The organism is Kitasatospora sp. NPDC004289 (genome assembly GCF_053602875.1).
This window is the reverse complement of sequence record NZ_JBSGEL010000030.1, coordinates 1-18,241: the sequence shown is the minus strand read 5'-3', so window position 1 is coordinate 18,241 and position 18,241 is coordinate 1. Positions and strand designations below refer to the sequence as shown.

The window sequence follows — 18,241 nt, the reverse complement described above, 5'->3', positions numbered from 1 at the left end:
GTCGACCCGTACGGGTGAGTCGCCGCCCGTAGAGGTGATCCCGGCGGTGCGGGCGGTCGAGCCTGCGGGGGCGCGGGCCTGCGGCGGGTGAGGATGGCGGCGACCGGGAGGAGCGAGCGGATGACGATCGGCCGACGGGGGTTCCTGACCGCGCTGGGGCTGGGCGGCGGACTGGTGGCGACGGGCGGGCGGGCGGCCTGGGCCGCGCCCGGGGGAGACCGCGCGGAACCGCCGGACTGGGCCGCGCTCAAGGACCGGCTGGACGGGCGGCTGCTGCTGCCCTCCGACCAGGGCTACCCGGTGGCCCGGCTCGGCTACAACGAGCTGAACGACCGTCAGTACCCGGCCGCCGTCGCGTCCTGCACCTCGGCGCAGGACGTCCAGTGGTGCCTGGACGCCGCCCGGGGCCACGGCGTCCCGATCGCCGCCCGCAGCGGCGGCCACAGCTACCTCGGCTACAGCGTGCCCGCCGACGGCCTGGTGATGGACCTGCGCCCGATGGCCCGGGTCGAGGTCGGCGCCGACGGAACCGCCCGGGTCGGAGCCGGGGCCCGGCTGATCGAGGTCTACGCGGCCCTGGCCGCGGCCGGCCGGCTGCTCCCGGCCGGCTCCTGCCCGACCGTCGGCGTCAGCGGGCTCACCCTCGGCGGCGGCATCGGCGTGCTGGCCCGCAGGTACGGGCTGACCTGCGACCGCCTGGTGGGCGCGGAGCTGGTGACGGCGGACTCCCGGGTGCTCACGGTCTCGGAGGAGTGCGAGCCGGACCTCTACTGGGCGCTGCGCGGCGGCGGAGGCGGCAACTTCGGCGTGGTCACCTCCTTCACCTTCCGCACCGCCCCCGCGCCCGAGCTCACCGTCTTCGCGCTCCGCTTCCCGGCCGGCTCGGCGGCCGAGCTGGTGGGTGCCTGGCAGCAGTGGATCGCCGAGGCCCCGCCCGAGCTCTGGTCCAACTGCGTGGTCTCCGGCGGCACCCCGCCCACCGCCCGTGCGGGCGGCTGCTACGTCGGCTCCCCGGCCGAACTCTCCCCGCTGCTGGACGACTTGGTCGCGCGCGTCGGCGTGCCGCCGACCACCCGCACCGCGCAGGCCAAGAGCTACCTCGACGCGATGAAGTACATGGCCGGCTGCGCCAACGACACCATCGCCCAGTGCCACCCCGTCTCCGAGGGCGGCCGCCTGCCCCGGGCCTCCTTCGTCGCGGTCTCCCGGATGCTCGGCTCCGCCGTCGACGCCGGCCGCCTGGTCGCGCTGCTCGACGGCCGCACCGGCCTGGACCTGCTGCTGGACTCCCTCGGCGGAGCGGTGGCCGAACTCGCCCCCGGCGCAACGGCGTTCCCGCACCGCTCGGCGCTGGCCTCCGCCCAGGTGTACGCGAGCGCCACCCGTGCGAACCAGCAGCAGGTCACCGCCTCGGTCGACGCCGTCCGCGACGGCCTGGCCGCCCTCGGGGCCACCGGCGCCTACGTCAACTACATCGACGCGACCCTCCCCGACTGGGGCACCGCCTACTACGGCGCCAACCTCCCCCGCCTGAAGGCGGTTTCGCGCACCTACGACCCGGACGGTGTCTTCGCCTTCCCTCAGTCCGTCTCCCGCGCCTGAGGCCGAAGCGGAGGAAGGGCCGGAGGCCGGGCCCGGGGGTTGGTCCCCGGGCCCGGCCTCCGGCCGGTCGGCTGACGGTTCAGCAGCTGACGGCCGGCCGGTCCCGCACCACCAGGTCGGTGCGGCCGGGGGTGGAGTCGGTCCAGAGCACCCGGGTGCCCCGGTCGGCGGCGGGCATGTACTGGCCGGCCCGGTTGCAGGACAGGCGCTGCGGGGTACCGCCGGTGACGGGGAACTGCCAGAGCTTGGGCAGGTCGCTGTTGAGGATCTTGCGGGTCCTCGGGGTCACGAAGCCGTAGGCGAAGGTGACGGCCTGGTCGGAGGCGGTCAACTCGTCGATCCGGCGCGGATCGGAGGAGCTGCCGGTCAACAGGTCGGTCACGCCGGAGCCGTCCGTGGCGGCGGAGCGGATCGAGGTGCCGCGGCTGCGGTCGCTCGGCGTCTCCAGCCAGAGCAGCCGGTCCGAGGTGAAGAGGGTGTGGGAGACCTCCGTCTCCTGGGCACCGTCGGCGCCGCCCAGGACGTAGCGGGCGACCACCTTGCCGGTGGCCAGGGAGCGGACGGTCTGGGCCCGCAGGGTGCGCCCGTTCTCCTCCCAGCGGTCGGTGAAGGCGAGCAGGTCGCCGCGGAGGGCGGGGGCCTCCGCGGCGTGGCCGTCGGGCAGCTCGACCGGCGCGGCCGCCGCTCCGTCGGCGGAGAGCCAGAGCCGGGTGCGGCCGGTGGAGAAGTCCAGTGCGGTGAAGGCGACGTGGCGGCCGGAGACCCGGACCTTGGTGACCATCGCGTCGGTGGCGCTGTGCACGGTGCGGAGGGTGCCGCCGTCGAGGGGCCGGACCACCACCGACCAGGAGGGCCTGCCGGAGTCGGTCGGGCGCTGGACGACCCAGGCCGCCGAGGTGCCGTCGGTGGCGGGGGCGAGGTGCGAGGCGCGGTCCCCGGCCGGGCTGAGCAGGACCGGCTCGGCGGAGCTGCCGACCCTGCCGGTGAGCACGCCCATGAAACCGCCCCGGTCGGTGGGCATCACCCAGCGTCCGCCGGCCACGTCCACCCGGTTCTCGGTGCCGCCGACGAGCGAGTCGAGCACGGTGCGGTTGTCCATGCCGATCCGCCGCTCCCAGCCGTCCTTGATCCCGTGGGCGTCGAACGCGGCTGTCACCGAACGGAGTTGGGCCTTGGTCAGGCCGAGCGAGCGGCCGGCCGCGAGCACCGCGTGCCGGGTGTCGACGAAGCTGTCCAGCGGGGTGAGGTACTCGGTGACCGTCCGGTACACCAGCCGGTCGGCGAGCAGCGGGTCCAGGGTGCGCCGGATGTCCCAGAGGGCGCCGCCGACGATGTCCGCGTTGTCGTGCACGCTCTCCTGGGTGAAGCTCTCCGGGAAGCCGACGTAGTCGTTCACCGTGCTGCGGCCGAGGTCGAAGCGTCGCGTCGCGCAGGCCTCCGGGGTGCCGGTGCGGCAGAGCGTCTCACCGAGCAGCGCGGCCTGCGGGTCGGTCATCGGGATGCCCCGGGCGGTGACCTCCACCGCGTTGCCGAAGTAGTCGGCGAGGGCCTCGTCGAGGGCGCCCGACTGGCCGCGCTGGACCAGCTTGGCGGTGCTCCCGATCACGCCGTGGGTCATCTCGTGGCCGGAGACGTCGAGCGCGGTGGCGAACGGGAAGTACTTGGCGTTGCCGCCGCCGTAGGTCATCCGCCCGCTGCCCCAGAAGGCGTTGGCCAGGCTGCTGCCGTCCCAGTCGGTCACGTTCACCACGGCGTCGATCGGGCCGCCGGCGCCGTCGATGCCGTTGCGGCCGAGCCGGTCGTGGAAGAAGTCGTACACGGCGGCGGCGTTGCGCTGCGCCTCGGCGGCGCCGGTGGCGGCCGTCGAGGCCGGGAAGTCGGGGGTCGGCGAGGCCACGGGCAGGACGTCCGCGGGCAGCTTGGTGGGAAGGTCATCCGCCGCCCGGCCGCCGGCGTCGTAGACGGTGAGCCGGGCGGGGCGGGTGAGGTCGATCAACTGGTAGCTGCCGTCGGGCAGTCGGGCGATGTTCACCGGGACGGGGCGGCCGTGCACGTCCGGTGCGGTGCCGACGGCGGGGGTGAGACCGGGTGCGGGGGCCGGTGCGGCGGCCGCCGGGGTGCCGGAGCCGCTCCGGGAGGCCACCGAGAGGGCGACCGCGCCGGTGGCGGCGTCCACGTAGACCTCGCGGGCCCTGCCCTCCCAGACCGCCCGGTCGCTGCCGTGCAGGGTGAAGTGCCGGACCAGCCGGCCACCGCCACCGGGCAGCACGACCTGGCCCCGGTCCTCGGCGGTGAGCCCCGTCCGGGCCGGGCCGGCCTCGACCGAGGCGAGCGCCAGTCCGCGCAGCACCTCGTCGGGGGCGCCCTGGACGGTGGAGGCGGTCAGGCCGGTGAAGTACTTGCCGCCGGCCGACTCGACGCGCTGCGCGGCGCCCTCCCCGGTCAGGTGCACCAGGTAGGCGGAGCCGAAGACCGGCAGACCGGCGTGCCGCTGCTCGAACCTGACGGTCCGCCGGCCGTCCGCCGGCCGCTCCACGGCGGTGACGACCAGCTGCGCCGGGTCGACGCGGTAGCGGTCCCGGTGGGCGGCCAGGTAGGCCCGGGCCGCCTCGGCCGGGTCGGCACCCGGGGCCGCCTCGTCCAGTCCGGTGACCAGCTGGGGCGCCTCGGTGCCGGTGCCGGCCACCAGCGCGGGCACCGGGTCGGTGTCGGCGCTGATGGTGATCGGCAGCCCTTCGGCCGGCGCTCCGGCGAAGGCTGGCGGTACGCCGACGCCGATGCCCAGCGCGGCGGCGATGGCGGTGCCGAGCAGTTTGGGCGTACGGGAACGGTGGTGCACGGGTGTCCTCCCTCGGGTCGACGGCGGGGCCGGTCGCGGACCGGCCGTGCCTTGCGATGAACATAGGTCATTTCTCTTTATATGTCGATGGACTGCATATGTAGTCCGCCGTGAAGCCTGCCGGCTTCCACCAGGTGGATGCGGCGCGACAGTTGACGGCACGTCTGGAAGGCTGGGCAGATGGGTTTCCCGGGGGAGGCGCCGGTACTGACCGGTGCGTACGTGAGCTTGGAGCCGCTGACGCGGCGTCATGCGGCCGATCTGGCCGAGGCGGTGACGGAGGAGCGCGGCTCCTACGGCTACACCTGGGTGCCGACGGCGGACGGGGTGGAGGACTACATCGACACCCAACTCGCCCGCGCCGCAGCCGGGAAGCTGGTGCCGTTCGCCCAGATCCGGGTCTCCACCGGCCGGGCGGTCGGGGCCACGGCCTTCTGGGATCCGCGGCCCTGGCCGTCGGGCGAGGGCCTTCGGGCTGTCGAGGTCGGCTTCAGCTGGCTCGCGGCCTCCGCCCAGGGCAGCGGAGTGAACCGGGAGTCCAAGTACCTGCTGTTCCGGCACGCCTTCGAGGAGTGGGGCGTGGCCCGGGTCGACCTCAAGACCGACGCGCGCAACGCCCGGTCGCGGGCGGCGATCGCCTCGGTCGGCGCGCGGTTCGAAGGGGTGCTGCGGAACTGGTCGCTGTCCTGGGCCCCGGGGGAGGAGGGCCGTCTGCGCGACTCGGCGATGTACTCGGTGACCGCGGAGGAGTGGCCCGAGTGCCGGGCCGCCCTGGAGCGGCGGCTGGCCGCGGTCCGGGCATGACCGAACGGCCCTCCCCCGTGCGGGGAAGGGCCGTTCACGCGGGTTCAGAGCGCGGCGAGCGCCTCGGTGCGGGTGACCGTCCGGCCCAGGGCGCCGTACTCGTGCAGGTCGCCGAAGACCTCGATGCGGAGGGACTGGTCGAGCCCGCCGACCGGGACGGGGTCGAAGCCGGCGGCCGTGATCAGGGCCGCGACCACCGTGCCCGCGGCCTCGTCGTCGGCGGCGTAGAAGCCTACGGCGCGCTCCGGGGTGCGGTGGGCGGCCGCAGCCAGGGTGTCGGCGGAGAGGGTGCCGAAGGCCTTCACCAGGCGGGCGCCCGGCGGGGTGAGGGCGGCCAGCAGGAGGCCGGCCGACTCCTCGGGGCCGATGGTCTTGGCGAAGCCGCCGTGGCCGTCGGGGGCGATCGGGTTGGAGGGGTCGACCAGGATCTTGCCGGAGAGCCGCTCGCCGTACCGGGCGAAGAGCTCCCGGGTGGTGTCGAGCCAGACCGCGAAGACGATCACGTCGGCCTGCTCGACGGCCTGGTCGACCGTCAGCGGGGTGACCAGGGGGCCGAGTTCGGCGGCCAGGTCCCGGGTGGCGGCGAGGTCGGTGCCCGCCAGCAGGACGGGCGAGCCGCCCGTGACGAGGTCGGCGGCCAGGCGGCGGCCGATGTTCCCGGTACCGATGACGGCGGTGGTCATGGGGTGTTCCTCACGCGAGGGGTGGAGCCACCGGCGCAGCGCGCGGGTGACCAGGGGGAGGCAGACGTAGGTCATCAGCAGGCTGAACAGCACGGCGAAGACCGCTGACCTGGCCGCCTGCGGGAGACCGGTCAGACGCGGCGTCAGGAACGCCGCGGCGAGCAGGGAGATCGGGAAGACGGCGACGGCCGAGACCACCGCCGTCTTCCAGCGGGGCGGTTCCACGGCGTGGTCAGCTCCGCGGGGCCGCGTGGACCAGGTGCTTGACCTCCTGGAACTCCTCCAGGCCGCGCACCCCGTTGAGCCGCCCGAGGCCGCTCTGCTTGAAGCCGCCCTCCTCGAACATGTCGTGCACCACGGCCCAGGTGTTGGTCCACACCGTGCCCGCCTTGAGCTCGCGCTGGACCCGCAGCGGCCGGTCCACGTCCCGGGTCCAGATCGAGGCGGCCAGGCCGAACTCGGTGGCGTTGGCCCGGGCGACGGCCTGCTCCTCGGTGTCGAAGACCTCGAAGGTGGCGACCGGCCCGAAGACCTCGCGCTGGACGATCGGGGCGTCCAGGTCGGCGACCTCGACCAGCGAGGGGGAGAGGAAGGCGCCGTCGCGCTCGCCCCGCACCAGCACCGTCGCGTACTCCGCGGCCTCGTCCACCATCCGCTCGACCCGCCGCGCGTTGGCCTCGTCGATCATCGGGCCCATCTCGCTGGCCGGATCGTCCCCGGGGCCGACCTTCACCGCCCGCAGTGCGTCGGACATCCGGCGGCGCAGCTCGTCGGCGATGCCGCGCTGCGCCAGGATCCGGCTGCCGGTCATGCAGAACTGACCGGTGAAGGTGGTGACGGCCTTGGTGAGCACCGGCACGACCGCGTCCAGGTCGGCGTCGTCGAAGACCAGCATCGGGCTCTTGCCGCCGAGTTCGAGCGAGAGCGGCTTCAGCGTGGGGGCGGCGGCGGCCATGATGATCCGTCCGACCACGGTGGAGCCGGTGTAGCTGAGCACGTCCACCTCGGGGGAGGAGACCAGCAGGGGCGCGCCGTCGTTGCCGGATTCGGTGAAGACGTTCACCACCCCGGCGGGCAGGCTCGCGGTCTCCGCGATCACCTCGCTGAGCAGCCCGTTGACCAGGCCGGTCTGGCCGGGCAGCTTCATCACCACGGTGCAGCCGGCCGCCAGGGCCGGGGCGAAGGAGCGGACGGCCAGCACCACCGGGGAGTTCCAGGGGGCGATGACGGCGGCGACCCCGGCCGGCTCGCGCAGGGTCATCGAGTACAGACCCGGCCGGACCTCGGCCGCGCTGCCGTGGTCGCTCAGCGCGAGCGAGGCGTAGTAGCGCAGCTTGGGGACGGTGAGGTCGATCTCGAAGGCGGCCTCGGCCAGGACCTTGCCGTTCTCGCGCGCCAGCAGGGTGATGAACTCCTCGCGCCGGGCGGCGAGCCGGTCGGCCAGCTCGAACAGGGCGCGGGCCCGCAGCTGCCGGTCCCGGGCCCAGTCGGTGGTGTCGAAGGCGGTGCGGGCGGCGGTGATCGCGGCCCGGGCCTCCTCGGCGCCGCCGTCGGCGAAGGTGCCGAGCGCCTTGCCGGTGGCCGGGTTGAACGACTCGGTGCGACGGGCGGAGTCGGTCCACTCGCCGTTGATCAGGTGTCGGGCGTGGTGCACGGGAGTCCTCAGGAGGTGTGGGAGTGACGCTCGGTCAGGTCGGTCAGTTCGGTCAGCAGGACGAGCTCGGCCAGCAGCGCGCGGAGCAGGCTGTCGGTGAAGTCGTCGTGCACGAAGGAGCCGTCGGCGGCGAACCGCCGGTGCGACTCGAAGACGGTGACCTCGGGGTGGGCCACCACGCGGCTCTGGGTGCGGTGCAGGATCTGACGCAGCACCAGCTGGCCCCGGGCGGTGCCGAACCGGGACGGCGAGGCGCCCAGGATCGCGGTCGGCTTGTCCCGCAGCACCGGCGTCTGGTGCTCCTCGGACGGGCGGGAGAGCCAGTCCAGGGCGTTCACCAGCACGCCGGGGATCGCGGAGTTGTACTCGGGGGTGGCGATGAGCAGGCCGTCGGCGGCCTTCACGCGCCGCCGCAGTTCGGCGACGGCGGCCGGGGCCGGGCCCTCCTCCAGGTCCTGGCCGAAGAACGGCAGGGCGCCGAGGCCGGGGTGCAGCTCGACGGTGACGCCCGCCGGGGCGAGGGCCTGCAGGGCGCGCAGCAGGCCGGTGTTGTGCGAGGAGTGCCGCAGGCTGCCGGAGAGGGCGAGGAAGTGCTTGTCCGTCACGGTGGTTCTTTCGTCGCTTCGAGGGGTCGCGGGCCCCGGGGCGGGCCCGCGACGGGGGTCAGCGGGTGCTGCGGTACGCGTCGCGGACGGCGTCCGCGACGGCCCCGGGGTGACTGACCATCAGGGCGTGCGAGCTGGCGACCTCGGTGGTGCGGGCCTTGGCCCGGGCCGCCATGGTGCGCTGGAGCGCGGGCGGCAGGGCGTGGTCGTTCCTGGCCACCAGCACCCAGGTCGGGACGGTCTTCCAGCCGGCCTGCTTCAGCGGCTGGCCGAACGCCTCGGCGGCGATGGGCCGTTGGGCGGCCGCCATCTGCGCGGCCGCCCCGGCCGGGACGTCGGCGGCGAAGGTGTCGCGGAACCGCTCCGGGTCGAGCGCGATCTCGGTGGAGACGGTGCCGTCCGGGCGGGTGTACTCGAAGGGCTGGGCGGGCAGGTCCGGCGCACCGGCCCCGGCCAGCAGGCCGCCGAGCGACTCGCCCTCGGCGGGCATGAAGGCGGCGACGTAGACGAGGGCCTTGACGTCGGCGATGCCGGGGGCGGCGTTGGTGATGACGGCGCCGCCGTAGGAGTGGCCGACCAGGATCTTCGGGCCCTTGACGCCCTTGAGCAGGCCCTGCAGGTAGGCCGCGTCGTTGGCCGGGCCGCGCAGCGGGTTGGCCACCGCCTTGACCGGGAAGCCCAGGCGGCGCAGCCGGTCGGCGGTGTCGTTCCAGCCGGAGGCGTCGGCGAACGCGCCGTGCACCAGGACCACGGTGGGCTTGGGCTCGGAGCCGTGCCGGTCCTCGGCGACGGCCGGGGCCAGCGAGGTGAGGGAGGTGACCGCGACGGCGGTGGCCGTCGCGGCGAGGGCGGCCTTGCGGCCGGTGGTGCTGTTCATGGACGTTCCTCGGTGGGTGTGCGGCGGGCGCCGCGGGGGTGGTCAACCCTGCTGGTGAGCAGGGAAGTTCGAAGGGTCAGGACGGCGCAGAGCCAGGCAGCCAGGGCGAAGGCCAGCGGGCGCAGCAGCCCGTCCTGCCGACTGGCCGCGGCGTACGCGACCGGGACGGCGAGCAGCAGCGGGGCGCGCAGCGCCGGCAGGCGGACGGCGGTGCCGGGGTCGGTGAGGGTGGGGAGGAGCAGTCGCCCGGCGGCGAGGCGGACGCCGCAGGCCAGCAGGACGGCGCCGAGCACGTCGCTGGGCCGGTGCCAGTACAGGGCCTGCACCGCTCCGGCGGTCACCGCCACCCAGAGGGCGCCGGCCGCCGCCACGTGCGGCCGCTGCCGCTCCGGGGTCACCAGGGCGAGACCCAGGGCCAGGGCCGCGGCGATCGCCACGTGGCCGCTCGGGAAGCTCGCCGCCAGCAGCTGCTGCTCGGCGCCGACCAGGTCCGGGCGGGGCAGCAGGGTCTTGCCGGCCAGCTCCGCCGTCCCGAGGGTGCCGGCGACGGTCAGGACGGCGGCGGCCCCCTCGCGCCAGCTGCGCCGTGCCACCGTCAGGACGGCGATCACCGTCAGGGCCGCCGCGAGGGTGGCGTACTCGTGGACCAGCGGCGGCGGCCCCCAGGACTCGACGGCCGGGAGGATCCGGGCGCCGTCCGCGTAGCCGACGATCAGGGCGTTCTCGGCCCGCTGGCCGAGCGGGGTCCAGGCCGCGGCCAGGTACAGCAGCGCGAGGGCCAGGAAGGCGGTCCGGGCCGGACGGCGGACGGTCATGACCCGTGCCGCAGAACGGCCTTGACCGTCCGGCCGGCCCGGACGTCCGCCACCGCGCGGTCGATCTGCGCCAGGGGGTAGCCGGTGACCAGGCGCTCCAGCGGGAAGCGGCCCCGCCGGTGCAGCTCCAGCAGCCGGGGGATCAGCAGGCCGGGCGCCTGATGCCCCATCACCGATCCCCGGATGCTCCGGCCCTTGAGCAACTCGAAGGCGTTGGAGCGGAGTTCGGCCTCCAGTCCGGCCACGCCGAGCACTGCGGCGGAGCCCAGCGGGGCGAGCACCGCGACGGCGGCGTTCATCACCTCGACCACGCCGGTGGACTCCACGCCGTGGTCCACCCCGCGCCCGCCGGTGAGCTCCAGGACGGCTTCGACGGGATCGTCGCGGGACGCGTCCACCCGGTCGGTTGCGCCCAACTCCTCGGCCAGTGACAGTCGTTCGGGATTGCGGTCGACGGCGATGATCCGCGCCGCGCCGCAGGCCGAGGCGGCCATCAGTGCCGCCAGGCCGACCGCGCCCAGGCCGAAGACCGCCACCGTGGCACCCGCCGCGACCCGCAGCGAGTTGAGCACCGCCCCGGCGCCGGTGATCACCCCGCAGCCCAGTGGGGCCAGCGTCTCGAACGGCAGCCCGTCCGGCACCTTCACCAGGCCGCGCGGGTGGGCCAGACCGTGCGAGGCGAAGGAGGACTGGCCGAAGAAGTGGTCGTGGACGGGCTCTCCGGCCGCGTCCCGCAGCCCCACCGAGCCGTCGGCGCGGCGGGAGTGGAAGTTCAGCGGGAGGTGGTGCTCGCAGTAAGCGGGCTGTCCGGCCTGGCAGTTGGGGCAGCTCCCGCAGGAGTCCAGGCTGAGCACGACCCGGTCGCCCGGGGCGAAGCCGGTGACGGCCGCACCGACGGCCTCCACCACGCCCGCGCCCTCGTGGCCCAGCACCACCGGGTGCGGGGTGGGCAGGCGGCCGGCGGCGGCCTCCAGGTCGGTGTGGCAGAGCCCGGCGGCGGCGTAGCGGACCAGCACCTCGTCCGGGCGCGGGTCCTCCAGGGTCAGGGTCTCCAGTCGGAAGCCGGAATCGGCGGCGCGGGTGACCGCGGCGGTGACGGTGGTGGGCATGAGGTCTCGTCAACTCCCCTGGAAGAAGGGTGCGGTGCGGCCCAGGAGCAGATCGGCGGCCTTCTCGCCGATCATGATGCTCGGGGCGTTGGTGTTGCCGGTGGTCTCGTGCGGCATGACCGAGGCGTCGGCCACCCGCAGGTTGGCCACTCCGTGCACCCGCAGCTCGGGGTCGACCACGGCCAGCGCGTCCAGGCCCATCCGGGCGGTGCCGACCTGGTGGTGGCCGGAGACCACGGTGGCGCGGACGTGCTCGCGCAGCGCGGCCCGGGTGGCGGTGCCGGGGCCCGGCAGCACCTCGCCGTCGTTCCACTCCCGCAGCGCTGACTGCCCGGCGATCTCCCGCAGTTGCTCCAGGTTGTCGGTCAGGGTCTCCAGGTCCCGCGGGTCGGAGAACACCCGTGGGTCCAGCACCGGAGGCACCGACGGATCGGCCGAGCGCAGCCGCAGCTCGCCCCGGCTGTAGGGGTGCAGCAGCTGGCCCACGGCGGAGAAGCCGTGCTCGGGCAGCTCGGCCCCCGGCACCGGGTAGGGGAAGGAGAGGAACAGCGGCTGGACGTCGGGCACCACCAGCCCAGGGCGGGAGGAGGCGAAGTACTGCGCCTCCAGGCCCTGCGCGGCCCAGGCCGGCAGCGGACGCTTCGACCGCCAGACCAGCGGGGCCGACCAGTGGTCCTGCAGGTTCTGCCCGACGCCGGGCAGGTCGGCGCGCACCGGCAGCCCGAAGGAGCGCAGGTGGTCCGCGGGGCCGAGGCCGGAGAGCATCAGCAGCTGCGGGGTGCCGAACACCCCGCCGGAGAGCACCACGTCACCCGCCGACCGGGCCACCGTCTGCTGTCCGTCGACCGTGTAGGCGACCCCGGCCGCCCGGCCGCCCTCGACCACGACCCGGGTCACCAGCGCACCGGTGACCACGGTCAGCAGCGGGTTGTCCCGGACGGCGTGGCCGTAGGCGACCCAAGTGGACTGGCGGCGGCCGTCCTTGATGGTGTGCTGGGTGTAGCTGACGCCGTGCTGGCCGCCGCTGTTGTAGTCCTCGTTGAACGGCAGCCCGTACTGCCCGGCGGCGTCCACCCAGGACCGCACCAGGGCGTCCGGGCCGGGGTTGCGCTGGACGTGCAGCGGGCCGCCGGTGCCCCGGCCGCCGTCCGGGCCGCCGTCGAAGTCCTCCATCCGGCGGAAGTACGGCTCGACGTCCCGCCAGGACCAGCCGGCCGCGCCCTGGTAGGCCCAGGAGTCGTAGTCGGCGGCGGCGCCCCGGACGTAGATCATGCCGTTGAAGGAGCTCGACCCACCGAGGGTCCGTCCGCGCGGCCACGGCAGGCGGCGGCCTTCGGCCTCGGTCTGCGGCTCGGTGGCGTAGGCCCAGTCCCAGTCGCTGCCCCAGAGCCGGATCGACCCGGTGGGGTCGTGGATCGCCTCGTTCTCGTCGGCCGGCCCGGCCTCCAGCAGCAGGACCCGGCGGCCCGCGTCCACCAGGCGGCGGGCGACCACGGCTCCGGCCGAACCGGCGCCGACCACGATGTGCTCGTACTCGTTGCTCATGTGCTCCTCCTCGGAAGGGAGTTCAGATCTGTCGGGCGATGTGCTCGGCGGCCGCGATCACCGTGAGGTTGGTGGCGGCCGACGGGACGTCGGGCAGGATCGAGGCGTCCACCACCCGCAGCCCGGCCACCCCGCGCACCGCGCCCAGTCGGTCGGTGACGGCCGTCGGGTCGTCCTCGGCGCCCATCGGCGCGGTGGAGGTGGGGTGGTGGTAGGTGTCCAGGGTGGCCAGCACCGCCGCCTCGATCGCGGCGTCGTCCACCGCCTGCGGGCCCGGGTTGAGCTCGCGCTCCGCCAGCGCGGCCAGCGGCTCGGCAGCGCCGATCCGGCGGGCCAGCCGCACGCCCTCGACCAGTCGGCGGCGGTCCTCGGGCTCGGCCAGGAAGTTGAGGTCGATCCGGGGCGGGGCCGCCGGGTCGCGGCTGACCAGGGAGAGCCGTCCCACCGACGCCGGGCGCACCAGCGCGACGGCCAGCACGTACCCGACCCCGGTCGGGCTGGTGGCGTGGTCGAACAGGTGGGTCGCGGTGACGTGCAGGTCCAACTCGCCTTCGGCGGCGCCCGATCCGGCGGTCCAGACCTTGGCGCCGATCACCGGCGTCTGCGCGCCGATCAGCTCCGGCACCGCCGCGTAGGCGTTGTAGAAGAACGGATGGTCCTGCAACCGCCGCCCCACCGGCAGGTCGGCCACCACCGGCACGTCCAGCTCCGCCAGCTCCTCGGCCGGGCCGATGCCCGAACGCAGCAGGATCGCCGCGCTGCCGTACGTTCCCGCGCTGAGGATCACCTCGGCGGCCCGGACCTCGGTGCCGTCGGCGAGCAGCACCCCGGCCGCCCGCCCGGAGTCGAACAGCACCCGGTCGACCAGCGCCCCGTTACGGACCGTCAGGTTCGGCCGGGCCCGGACCTCCTCGGTCAGGTACGCCATCCCGGTGTTCACCCGGACCCCGTCCCGGACGTTCATCGGGTACGGGCCGACGCCGTGCGGCTCGGCACCGTTGAAGTCCTCCACCGGCGGCAGGCCCACGGCCAGCGCCGCGTCGACGAACGCGCGCTGCATCGGGCTGAGGTCCTCCCGGCCCAGCTGGGTCACCGGGAGCGGGCCCGAGCGGCCGTGCAGCTCCTCGGCGCCCGCCGCCGTGGTCTCCAAGGCCCGGAAGGCGGGCAGCAGTTCCTCGTACGACCAGCCCTCCAGCCCGCGGGCCGCCCAGCGGGCGAAGTCCGAGGGCAGGGCCCGCACCGCGACCGACCCGTTGACGGCCGAGCTCCCGCCGAGCACCTTCCCGCGGAACGCCTCCACCGGATGCCCGATCACCCCGGGCTCGGACCGGTACCCCCAGTCGTGCCCCGTCCAGCCGCCCAGCAAGCTGCTGGACGCGACCTCGGCGGGGTAGCCGCCGGGGGCGTAGGCGGGGCCAGCCTCCAACAGCAGCACGCGGCGGGCGGGATCCTCGGTCAGGCGGGCGGCGAGCACGGCTCCGGCGGAGCCGCCCCCGACGATGACGGTGGTCAGGACGGTGTCGTTCATGCCACCGAACCTAGGCAGCCGCCCACCCGGGCACATCGGTCACCGAATCCGTCATCCCCTCCGGGCCGCGCAGGGCCGCCCAGTGCCCTCCGGGCGGCGCGGGTAGGGGACAAACCGGGGGCGCGAGGAACTGCGCGAATCGGAAGAGGGAGACCGTGTGCCGGGTACGGAGCCTCACGTGCAAGTGGTTGTCCGTACCCGGCACACGGGTCTGTGTCTTCCGATTCGCGCAGTTCCCCGCGCCCCCGGGGTGACCGCTCTTCAGGCGACCAGGCGGAGGCCGTTGGCGAAGTCGATCCGGGCCAGCTCGGTGCGGGCGATGATGCCGAGTTTGGCGAAGACGTTGGAGAGGTGGTGTCCCACGGTGCGGGGGCTGATCAGGAGGCGGGCGGCGATCTCCCGGTTGGTCAGGCCCTCGGCGGCCAGTCGGGCCACCCGGAGTTCCTGGGCCGTCAGGCCGCCCTCCTCCTCGGCCGGACGGCCCTGAGCGGCCGTCAGGTCCTGTTCTCCGCAGGCCCGCGCCAGCAGTGGTGCCGCGCCGAGCTCCCGGAACACTCCCGCCGCCTCCGCCAGGTGCACCCGGGCCCGGGCCCGCCGCCGCGTCCGCCGCAGCCACTCGCCGTAGAGCAGGTGCGTCCGCGCGTGGCAGAACGGACGCTCGCCCGCGCCCGGCACCGCGAGCGCCCGCTCGAAGCACTCCTGCGCCCACCTGCCGTCGAGCACCGCCGCGCAGCGGTGCGCGGCCGCCACCGCCCAGGCCACGCCCGTCCGCCGGGCCCAGGAGGCGAGGGTGGCGAAGGCGGCCGCCCCGGCCTCCGGCCGGCCCGCCCGGACGGCGGCCTCGACCGTGTCGGCGGCCGCCAGCAGGGCGAAGGTGGGGTGCGCCGCCTGGTGGCCGGGCTCGGCCAGCCGGACCAGCCGCTCCAGGGCCTCCTCCGCCCGTCCGGCGTACAGCGCGGCCTGCCCCTGGTTCCAGTACGCGGCCGCGGTCAGCGCCCGTACCCGTCGCGGGACCGACAACTCCAGGGTGACGGAGGTGAGTTCGGAGACGCCTCGGTCATCGCCGCGCAGTGCCGCCAGCCAGGCCAGCGAGTTGCGGCACTGCGAGGCGGCGTGCCCGGCCCCGATCTCCTCGGCCAGCCGCAGCGTCGCGGCGGCGTTGGCGGCCGCCGTCTCCCAGCGGCCGGAGACGATGTCCAGGGTCGCGGTCTGCGGCACCGTCAGGACCAGTGCGCTGGCCGCGTCGCCGCGCCGCAGCTCGGCGAGCTTGCGGGCGAAGGCCTCCGCCACCGGCCGTTCGGCGCCCCAGGCCACGGCGATCGGGCCGGGCGGCACCAGCCGCCAGCAGACCGCGCCCAGCCGGGCCACCGCCTCGTCCGTGAGCACCGGGCCGGTGGAGCCGCCGGTGCCCCACCACGGCGCCAGCTCGGCGAGCACCACCGCCTCGGTCGAACCGCCGTCCCTGGTCAGCTCGTTGACCCGGGCCAGCCCGGCGGCCTGCCGCTCGGGGGATCCGGCCGCCCAGCCGGCCCGCATCGACAGGGCGGCCAGCTCCAGGGCCCGGGACGGCTCGGAGACCGTTCGGGAGTCGCGCAGCAGCAGCTGGTGCGCGCACTCCTGGTCGCCGTGGGCGAACTCGGCCAGCCCCGCCAGCCCGCCGCTCGCCTCGGCGACCAGCTCGTCGGGCACCAGCTGGCCGGCCCGCTCCAGCAGCTCCCCGGCCCGCTCCACCTGCCCGGACTCCCAGGCGCTGAGCGCCCCGAGGGCCAGGCGCCGCCCGGCGTCCGAGGGAGAGGGGGAGAGCTCGGCGGCCCGCAGCAGCGCCCGGGTCGCGGAGGCACCGCCACCGCCCGCGCGGTCCTGGTGCGCGGCCTCCTCCAGCAGGCCCGCCACCGACTCGTCCGGCCGGTCGGCGGCCGCCGCCAGGTGCCAGGCCCGCAGCCCTCCGTGGACCGGGCCGTCGCCCAGCGCGGCCGCCAGCGCCCGGTGCGCGGCCTGCCGTTCGGCGAACGGCGCGGCCTCGTAGACCACGGACCCGATCAGCGGCGCCCGGAACCCCACCTCCTGCTCACGGGCCGTCAGCAGCCCCGAGCGCCGTGCCTCCTCCCAGGCCTGCGGGCCGATCCCGAGGGCGGCGGCGGCCCGCCGCACCAGGTGCCGGTCACCCCGGTCCTCGGCGGCCAGCACCAGGAGCAGGGACCGGGCGGGAGCCGAGAGTTCGGCCGTCCGGACGCCGAAGGCGTGCCGCAGGCGCGGACCGACCGCCAGGCGCTCCGCCGACTCGCCCAGGAGGGAGGGGAGTTCGAGCAGCGCCAGCGGGTTCCCGCAGGCCTCCCGGACGGCGCGCAGCACCGTCGGCCCGTCGGCCTCCGGGAGCTCGGCCCTGACCAGCCGGGCCGCCTCGGCCTCGGCCAGCCCCGTGACGGCCAGGCCCGGCAGGCCCTCCCAGCGGCCCCCGGCCGCCGGGTCGGTGTGCGAGGCGATCAGCATCGCCAGCGGTGTGCCGGAGAGCCGACGGGCGACGAAGGCCAGACAGGCGGCGGTGGAGTCGTCCAGCTGTGCGGCGTCGTCCACCAGCAGCACCAGCGGCCGCTCGGCGGCCAGTTCGGACAGCAGGGTGAGGACGGCGACGTAGACCAGGAAGTGATCGGCCCCGCCCCGGCCCTGGCCGAGCACCCCGCGCAGCGCCACCGCCTGCGGCTCCGGCAGGGCGTCGATCCGCCCGGCCACCGGCCAGATCATCCCGTGCAGCGCGGCGAAGGCCAGCCCGGACTCCATCCGGCTGCCCCGGCAGCCCAGCACGGTGAAGCCCTCCGCCCCGGCCGCGGCCCGCTCCATCAGCGCGCTCTTGCCGATGCCGGGCTCGCCCCAGAGCACCAGGGCCGACCCCCGGCCCGCACGCGCCCCGGCCAGCCGCCCCGCCAGCTCGGTCTGCTCCCGCTCCCGCCCGTACAGCTTCACTTCCGCACTCCCCGTTCCCACTGACGTTCCCTCACCACGCGGCCCCGACCGATACGGTGACCGATCCGCAGGCCCCGCCCCGCGCCTACCGTCACGGCCATGACCAGCAACTCCACCGCCGACCACGGCGCCCGGCTCGCCGACCGGATCGCCTCGGCCACCGGTGCCGATCCCCGTGACCGGCTGCTGCACGCCCGCGGCGGCTGGGCGGCGGGCACCTTCACGCCCTCCCCGCTCGCCCCGCCGCTCAGCACCGCCGGGCTCTTCGCCGCCCCGGCCACCTCCGCCACCGCGCGCTTCTCCAGCACCCTCGGCGGGCCGCACGGCCACGACGGCGCACCCTCCGACCACGGCCTGGCCGTCCGGATCGGGGGCCTCGACCTGGTGCTGTTCACCCTGCCGGTCTTCTTCGCGCGCACCGGAGCCGACATGGTCGACTTCCTGCGCGCCGCCAACTCCGGCGACCCCGCGGCCGTCCCGGCCTACGCGGCCGCCCACCCCGAGGCCGCCGAGGCCCTGGCCCTGGCCCAGGAGGGCCGCCCGGCGGCCGGCTTCACCGGCCTGGAGTACCACTCGGCGCACGCCTTCGGCCTGGTGAACGCCGTCGGCACCACCCGCTGGGCCCGCCTCGGTCTGCGGCCGCACCGCCCGTTGCCCCCGTTGACCGCCGAGGAGGCCCTGGCCCGACCCCGGGACTACCTGACGGCAGGTCTGCCCGCCGAGCTCCCGGCCGGCTTCGACCTCCTCGCCCACCTTCCGGAGGGGTCGGACGAGGTGCACGACCCCACCCGCCGCTGGACCTCCCGACGGACCGTCACCCTGGGCACCCTGACCCTGTCCCGGGCCGAGGCCCCCGCCGCCGAGCCCGACTTCGACCCGCTCCGGCTGCCGCCCGGCATCGCCGCCCCGCTCGACCGCCTCGCGGCGGACCGCTCCGCCGCCTACGCCGCCGCGCGGCGGCTGCGCGTCTGATTCCCGTTCCACCGGAACAGCCTGTCCCACCCCGCTGAAAACGCTCTCAACGACCGCCCAACGCCGCGGCGTGCCCTCCGGGCCTTGTGTGGATGGTCACCCCGGGGGCGCGGGGAACTGCGCGCTGCGGAAGGAACAGACCCGTGTGCCGGCCGTCGAGCACCTCGTCGATCGACTGCCGCAGGACGCCGCCCAGCCGGTGCTCAAGATCCGGCCGCGCACGGAACCAGGCCTCGACCTCGTCAAC

The 18,241-nt window shown here is 75.5% G+C and carries 13 protein-coding genes; 3 read left to right on the top strand and 10 right to left on the bottom strand.

The window, feature by feature from the left end:
- The first annotated feature begins 120 nt into the window (after positions 1-120).
- Complete coding sequence (locus tag ACWEPF_RS21090; RefSeq protein ID WP_452173731.1) at positions 121-1,602, top strand: FAD-binding oxidoreductase; 1,482 nt, start codon at positions 121-123, stop codon at positions 1,600-1,602.
- A 79-nt stretch (positions 1,603-1,681) separates the two neighbouring features.
- Here the strand turns inward: ACWEPF_RS21090 and ACWEPF_RS21085 are convergent, their stop codons facing one another.
- Entirely contained in the window at positions 1,682-4,441 is a 2,760-nt protein-coding gene (locus ACWEPF_RS21085) for a M4 family metallopeptidase (RefSeq protein ID WP_452173730.1), read from the bottom strand.
- A gap of 180 nt (positions 4,442-4,621) precedes the next feature.
- On the opposite strand from ACWEPF_RS21085, the gene ACWEPF_RS21080 reads away from it, so the two are divergent.
- A complete protein-coding gene (locus tag ACWEPF_RS21080; protein WP_452173729.1) occupies positions 4,622-5,245 on the top strand; it encodes a GNAT family N-acetyltransferase in 624 nt (207 codons plus the stop codon).
- 44 nt (positions 5,246-5,289) lie between these two features.
- On the opposite strand, the gene ACWEPF_RS21075 is transcribed toward ACWEPF_RS21080, so the two are convergent.
- The 9 genes from ACWEPF_RS21075 to ACWEPF_RS21035 form a co-directional block, all read right to left on the bottom strand.
- A complete protein-coding gene (locus ACWEPF_RS21075; protein WP_452173728.1) occupies positions 5,290-6,153 on the bottom strand; it encodes an NAD(P)-binding domain-containing protein in 864 nt (287 codons plus the stop codon).
- 7 nt (positions 6,154-6,160) lie between these two features.
- On the bottom strand, positions 6,161-7,582 hold the full coding sequence (locus tag ACWEPF_RS21070) for an aldehyde dehydrogenase family protein (RefSeq protein ID WP_452173727.1): 1,422 nt from the start codon (positions 7,580-7,582) through the stop codon (positions 6,161-6,163).
- An 8-nt stretch (positions 7,583-7,590) separates the two neighbouring features.
- Complete coding sequence (locus tag ACWEPF_RS21065; RefSeq protein WP_452173726.1) at positions 7,591-8,187, bottom strand: NADPH-dependent FMN reductase; 597 nt, start codon at positions 8,185-8,187, stop codon at positions 7,591-7,593.
- Between the two features lie 58 nt (positions 8,188-8,245).
- Positions 8,246-9,064 carry an alpha/beta fold hydrolase gene (locus ACWEPF_RS21060; RefSeq protein ID WP_380150427.1) on the bottom strand — a complete coding sequence of 273 codons (819 nt, stop codon included), beginning with the start codon at positions 9,062-9,064 and terminating at the stop codon, positions 8,246-8,248.
- On the bottom strand, positions 9,061-9,879 hold the full coding sequence (locus ACWEPF_RS21055) for a phosphatase PAP2 family protein (RefSeq protein ID WP_452173725.1): 819 nt from the start codon (positions 9,877-9,879) through the stop codon (positions 9,061-9,063). Before ACWEPF_RS21055 ends, ACWEPF_RS21060 begins: the two co-directional genes overlap by 4 nt.
- Positions 9,876-10,988, bottom strand: a complete 1,113-nt coding sequence (locus ACWEPF_RS21050; RefSeq protein ID WP_452173724.1) for an NAD(P)-dependent alcohol dehydrogenase — start codon at positions 10,986-10,988, stop codon at positions 9,876-9,878. The genes ACWEPF_RS21055 and ACWEPF_RS21050 overlap by 4 nt, the downstream gene beginning before the upstream one ends.
- Before the next feature lie 9 nt (positions 10,989-10,997).
- Complete coding sequence (locus ACWEPF_RS21045) at positions 10,998-12,533, bottom strand: GMC family oxidoreductase (protein ID WP_452173723.1); 1,536 nt, start codon at positions 12,531-12,533, stop codon at positions 10,998-11,000.
- Between the two features lie 22 nt (positions 12,534-12,555).
- A complete protein-coding gene (locus tag ACWEPF_RS21040; RefSeq protein WP_452173722.1) occupies positions 12,556-14,061 on the bottom strand; it encodes a GMC family oxidoreductase in 1,506 nt (501 codons plus the stop codon).
- A 261-nt stretch (positions 14,062-14,322) separates the two neighbouring features.
- Positions 14,323-17,022, bottom strand: a complete 2,700-nt coding sequence (locus ACWEPF_RS21035) for a helix-turn-helix transcriptional regulator (protein ID WP_452173721.1) — start codon at positions 17,020-17,022, stop codon at positions 14,323-14,325.
- A 99-nt stretch (positions 17,023-17,121) separates the two neighbouring features.
- On the opposite strand from ACWEPF_RS21035, the gene ACWEPF_RS21030 reads away from it, so the two are divergent.
- Positions 17,122-17,994, top strand: coding sequence for a catalase (locus tag ACWEPF_RS21030; RefSeq protein ID WP_452173720.1), 873 nt, complete (start codon positions 17,122-17,124; stop codon positions 17,992-17,994).
- Positions 17,995-18,241: the final 247 nt, after the last annotated feature.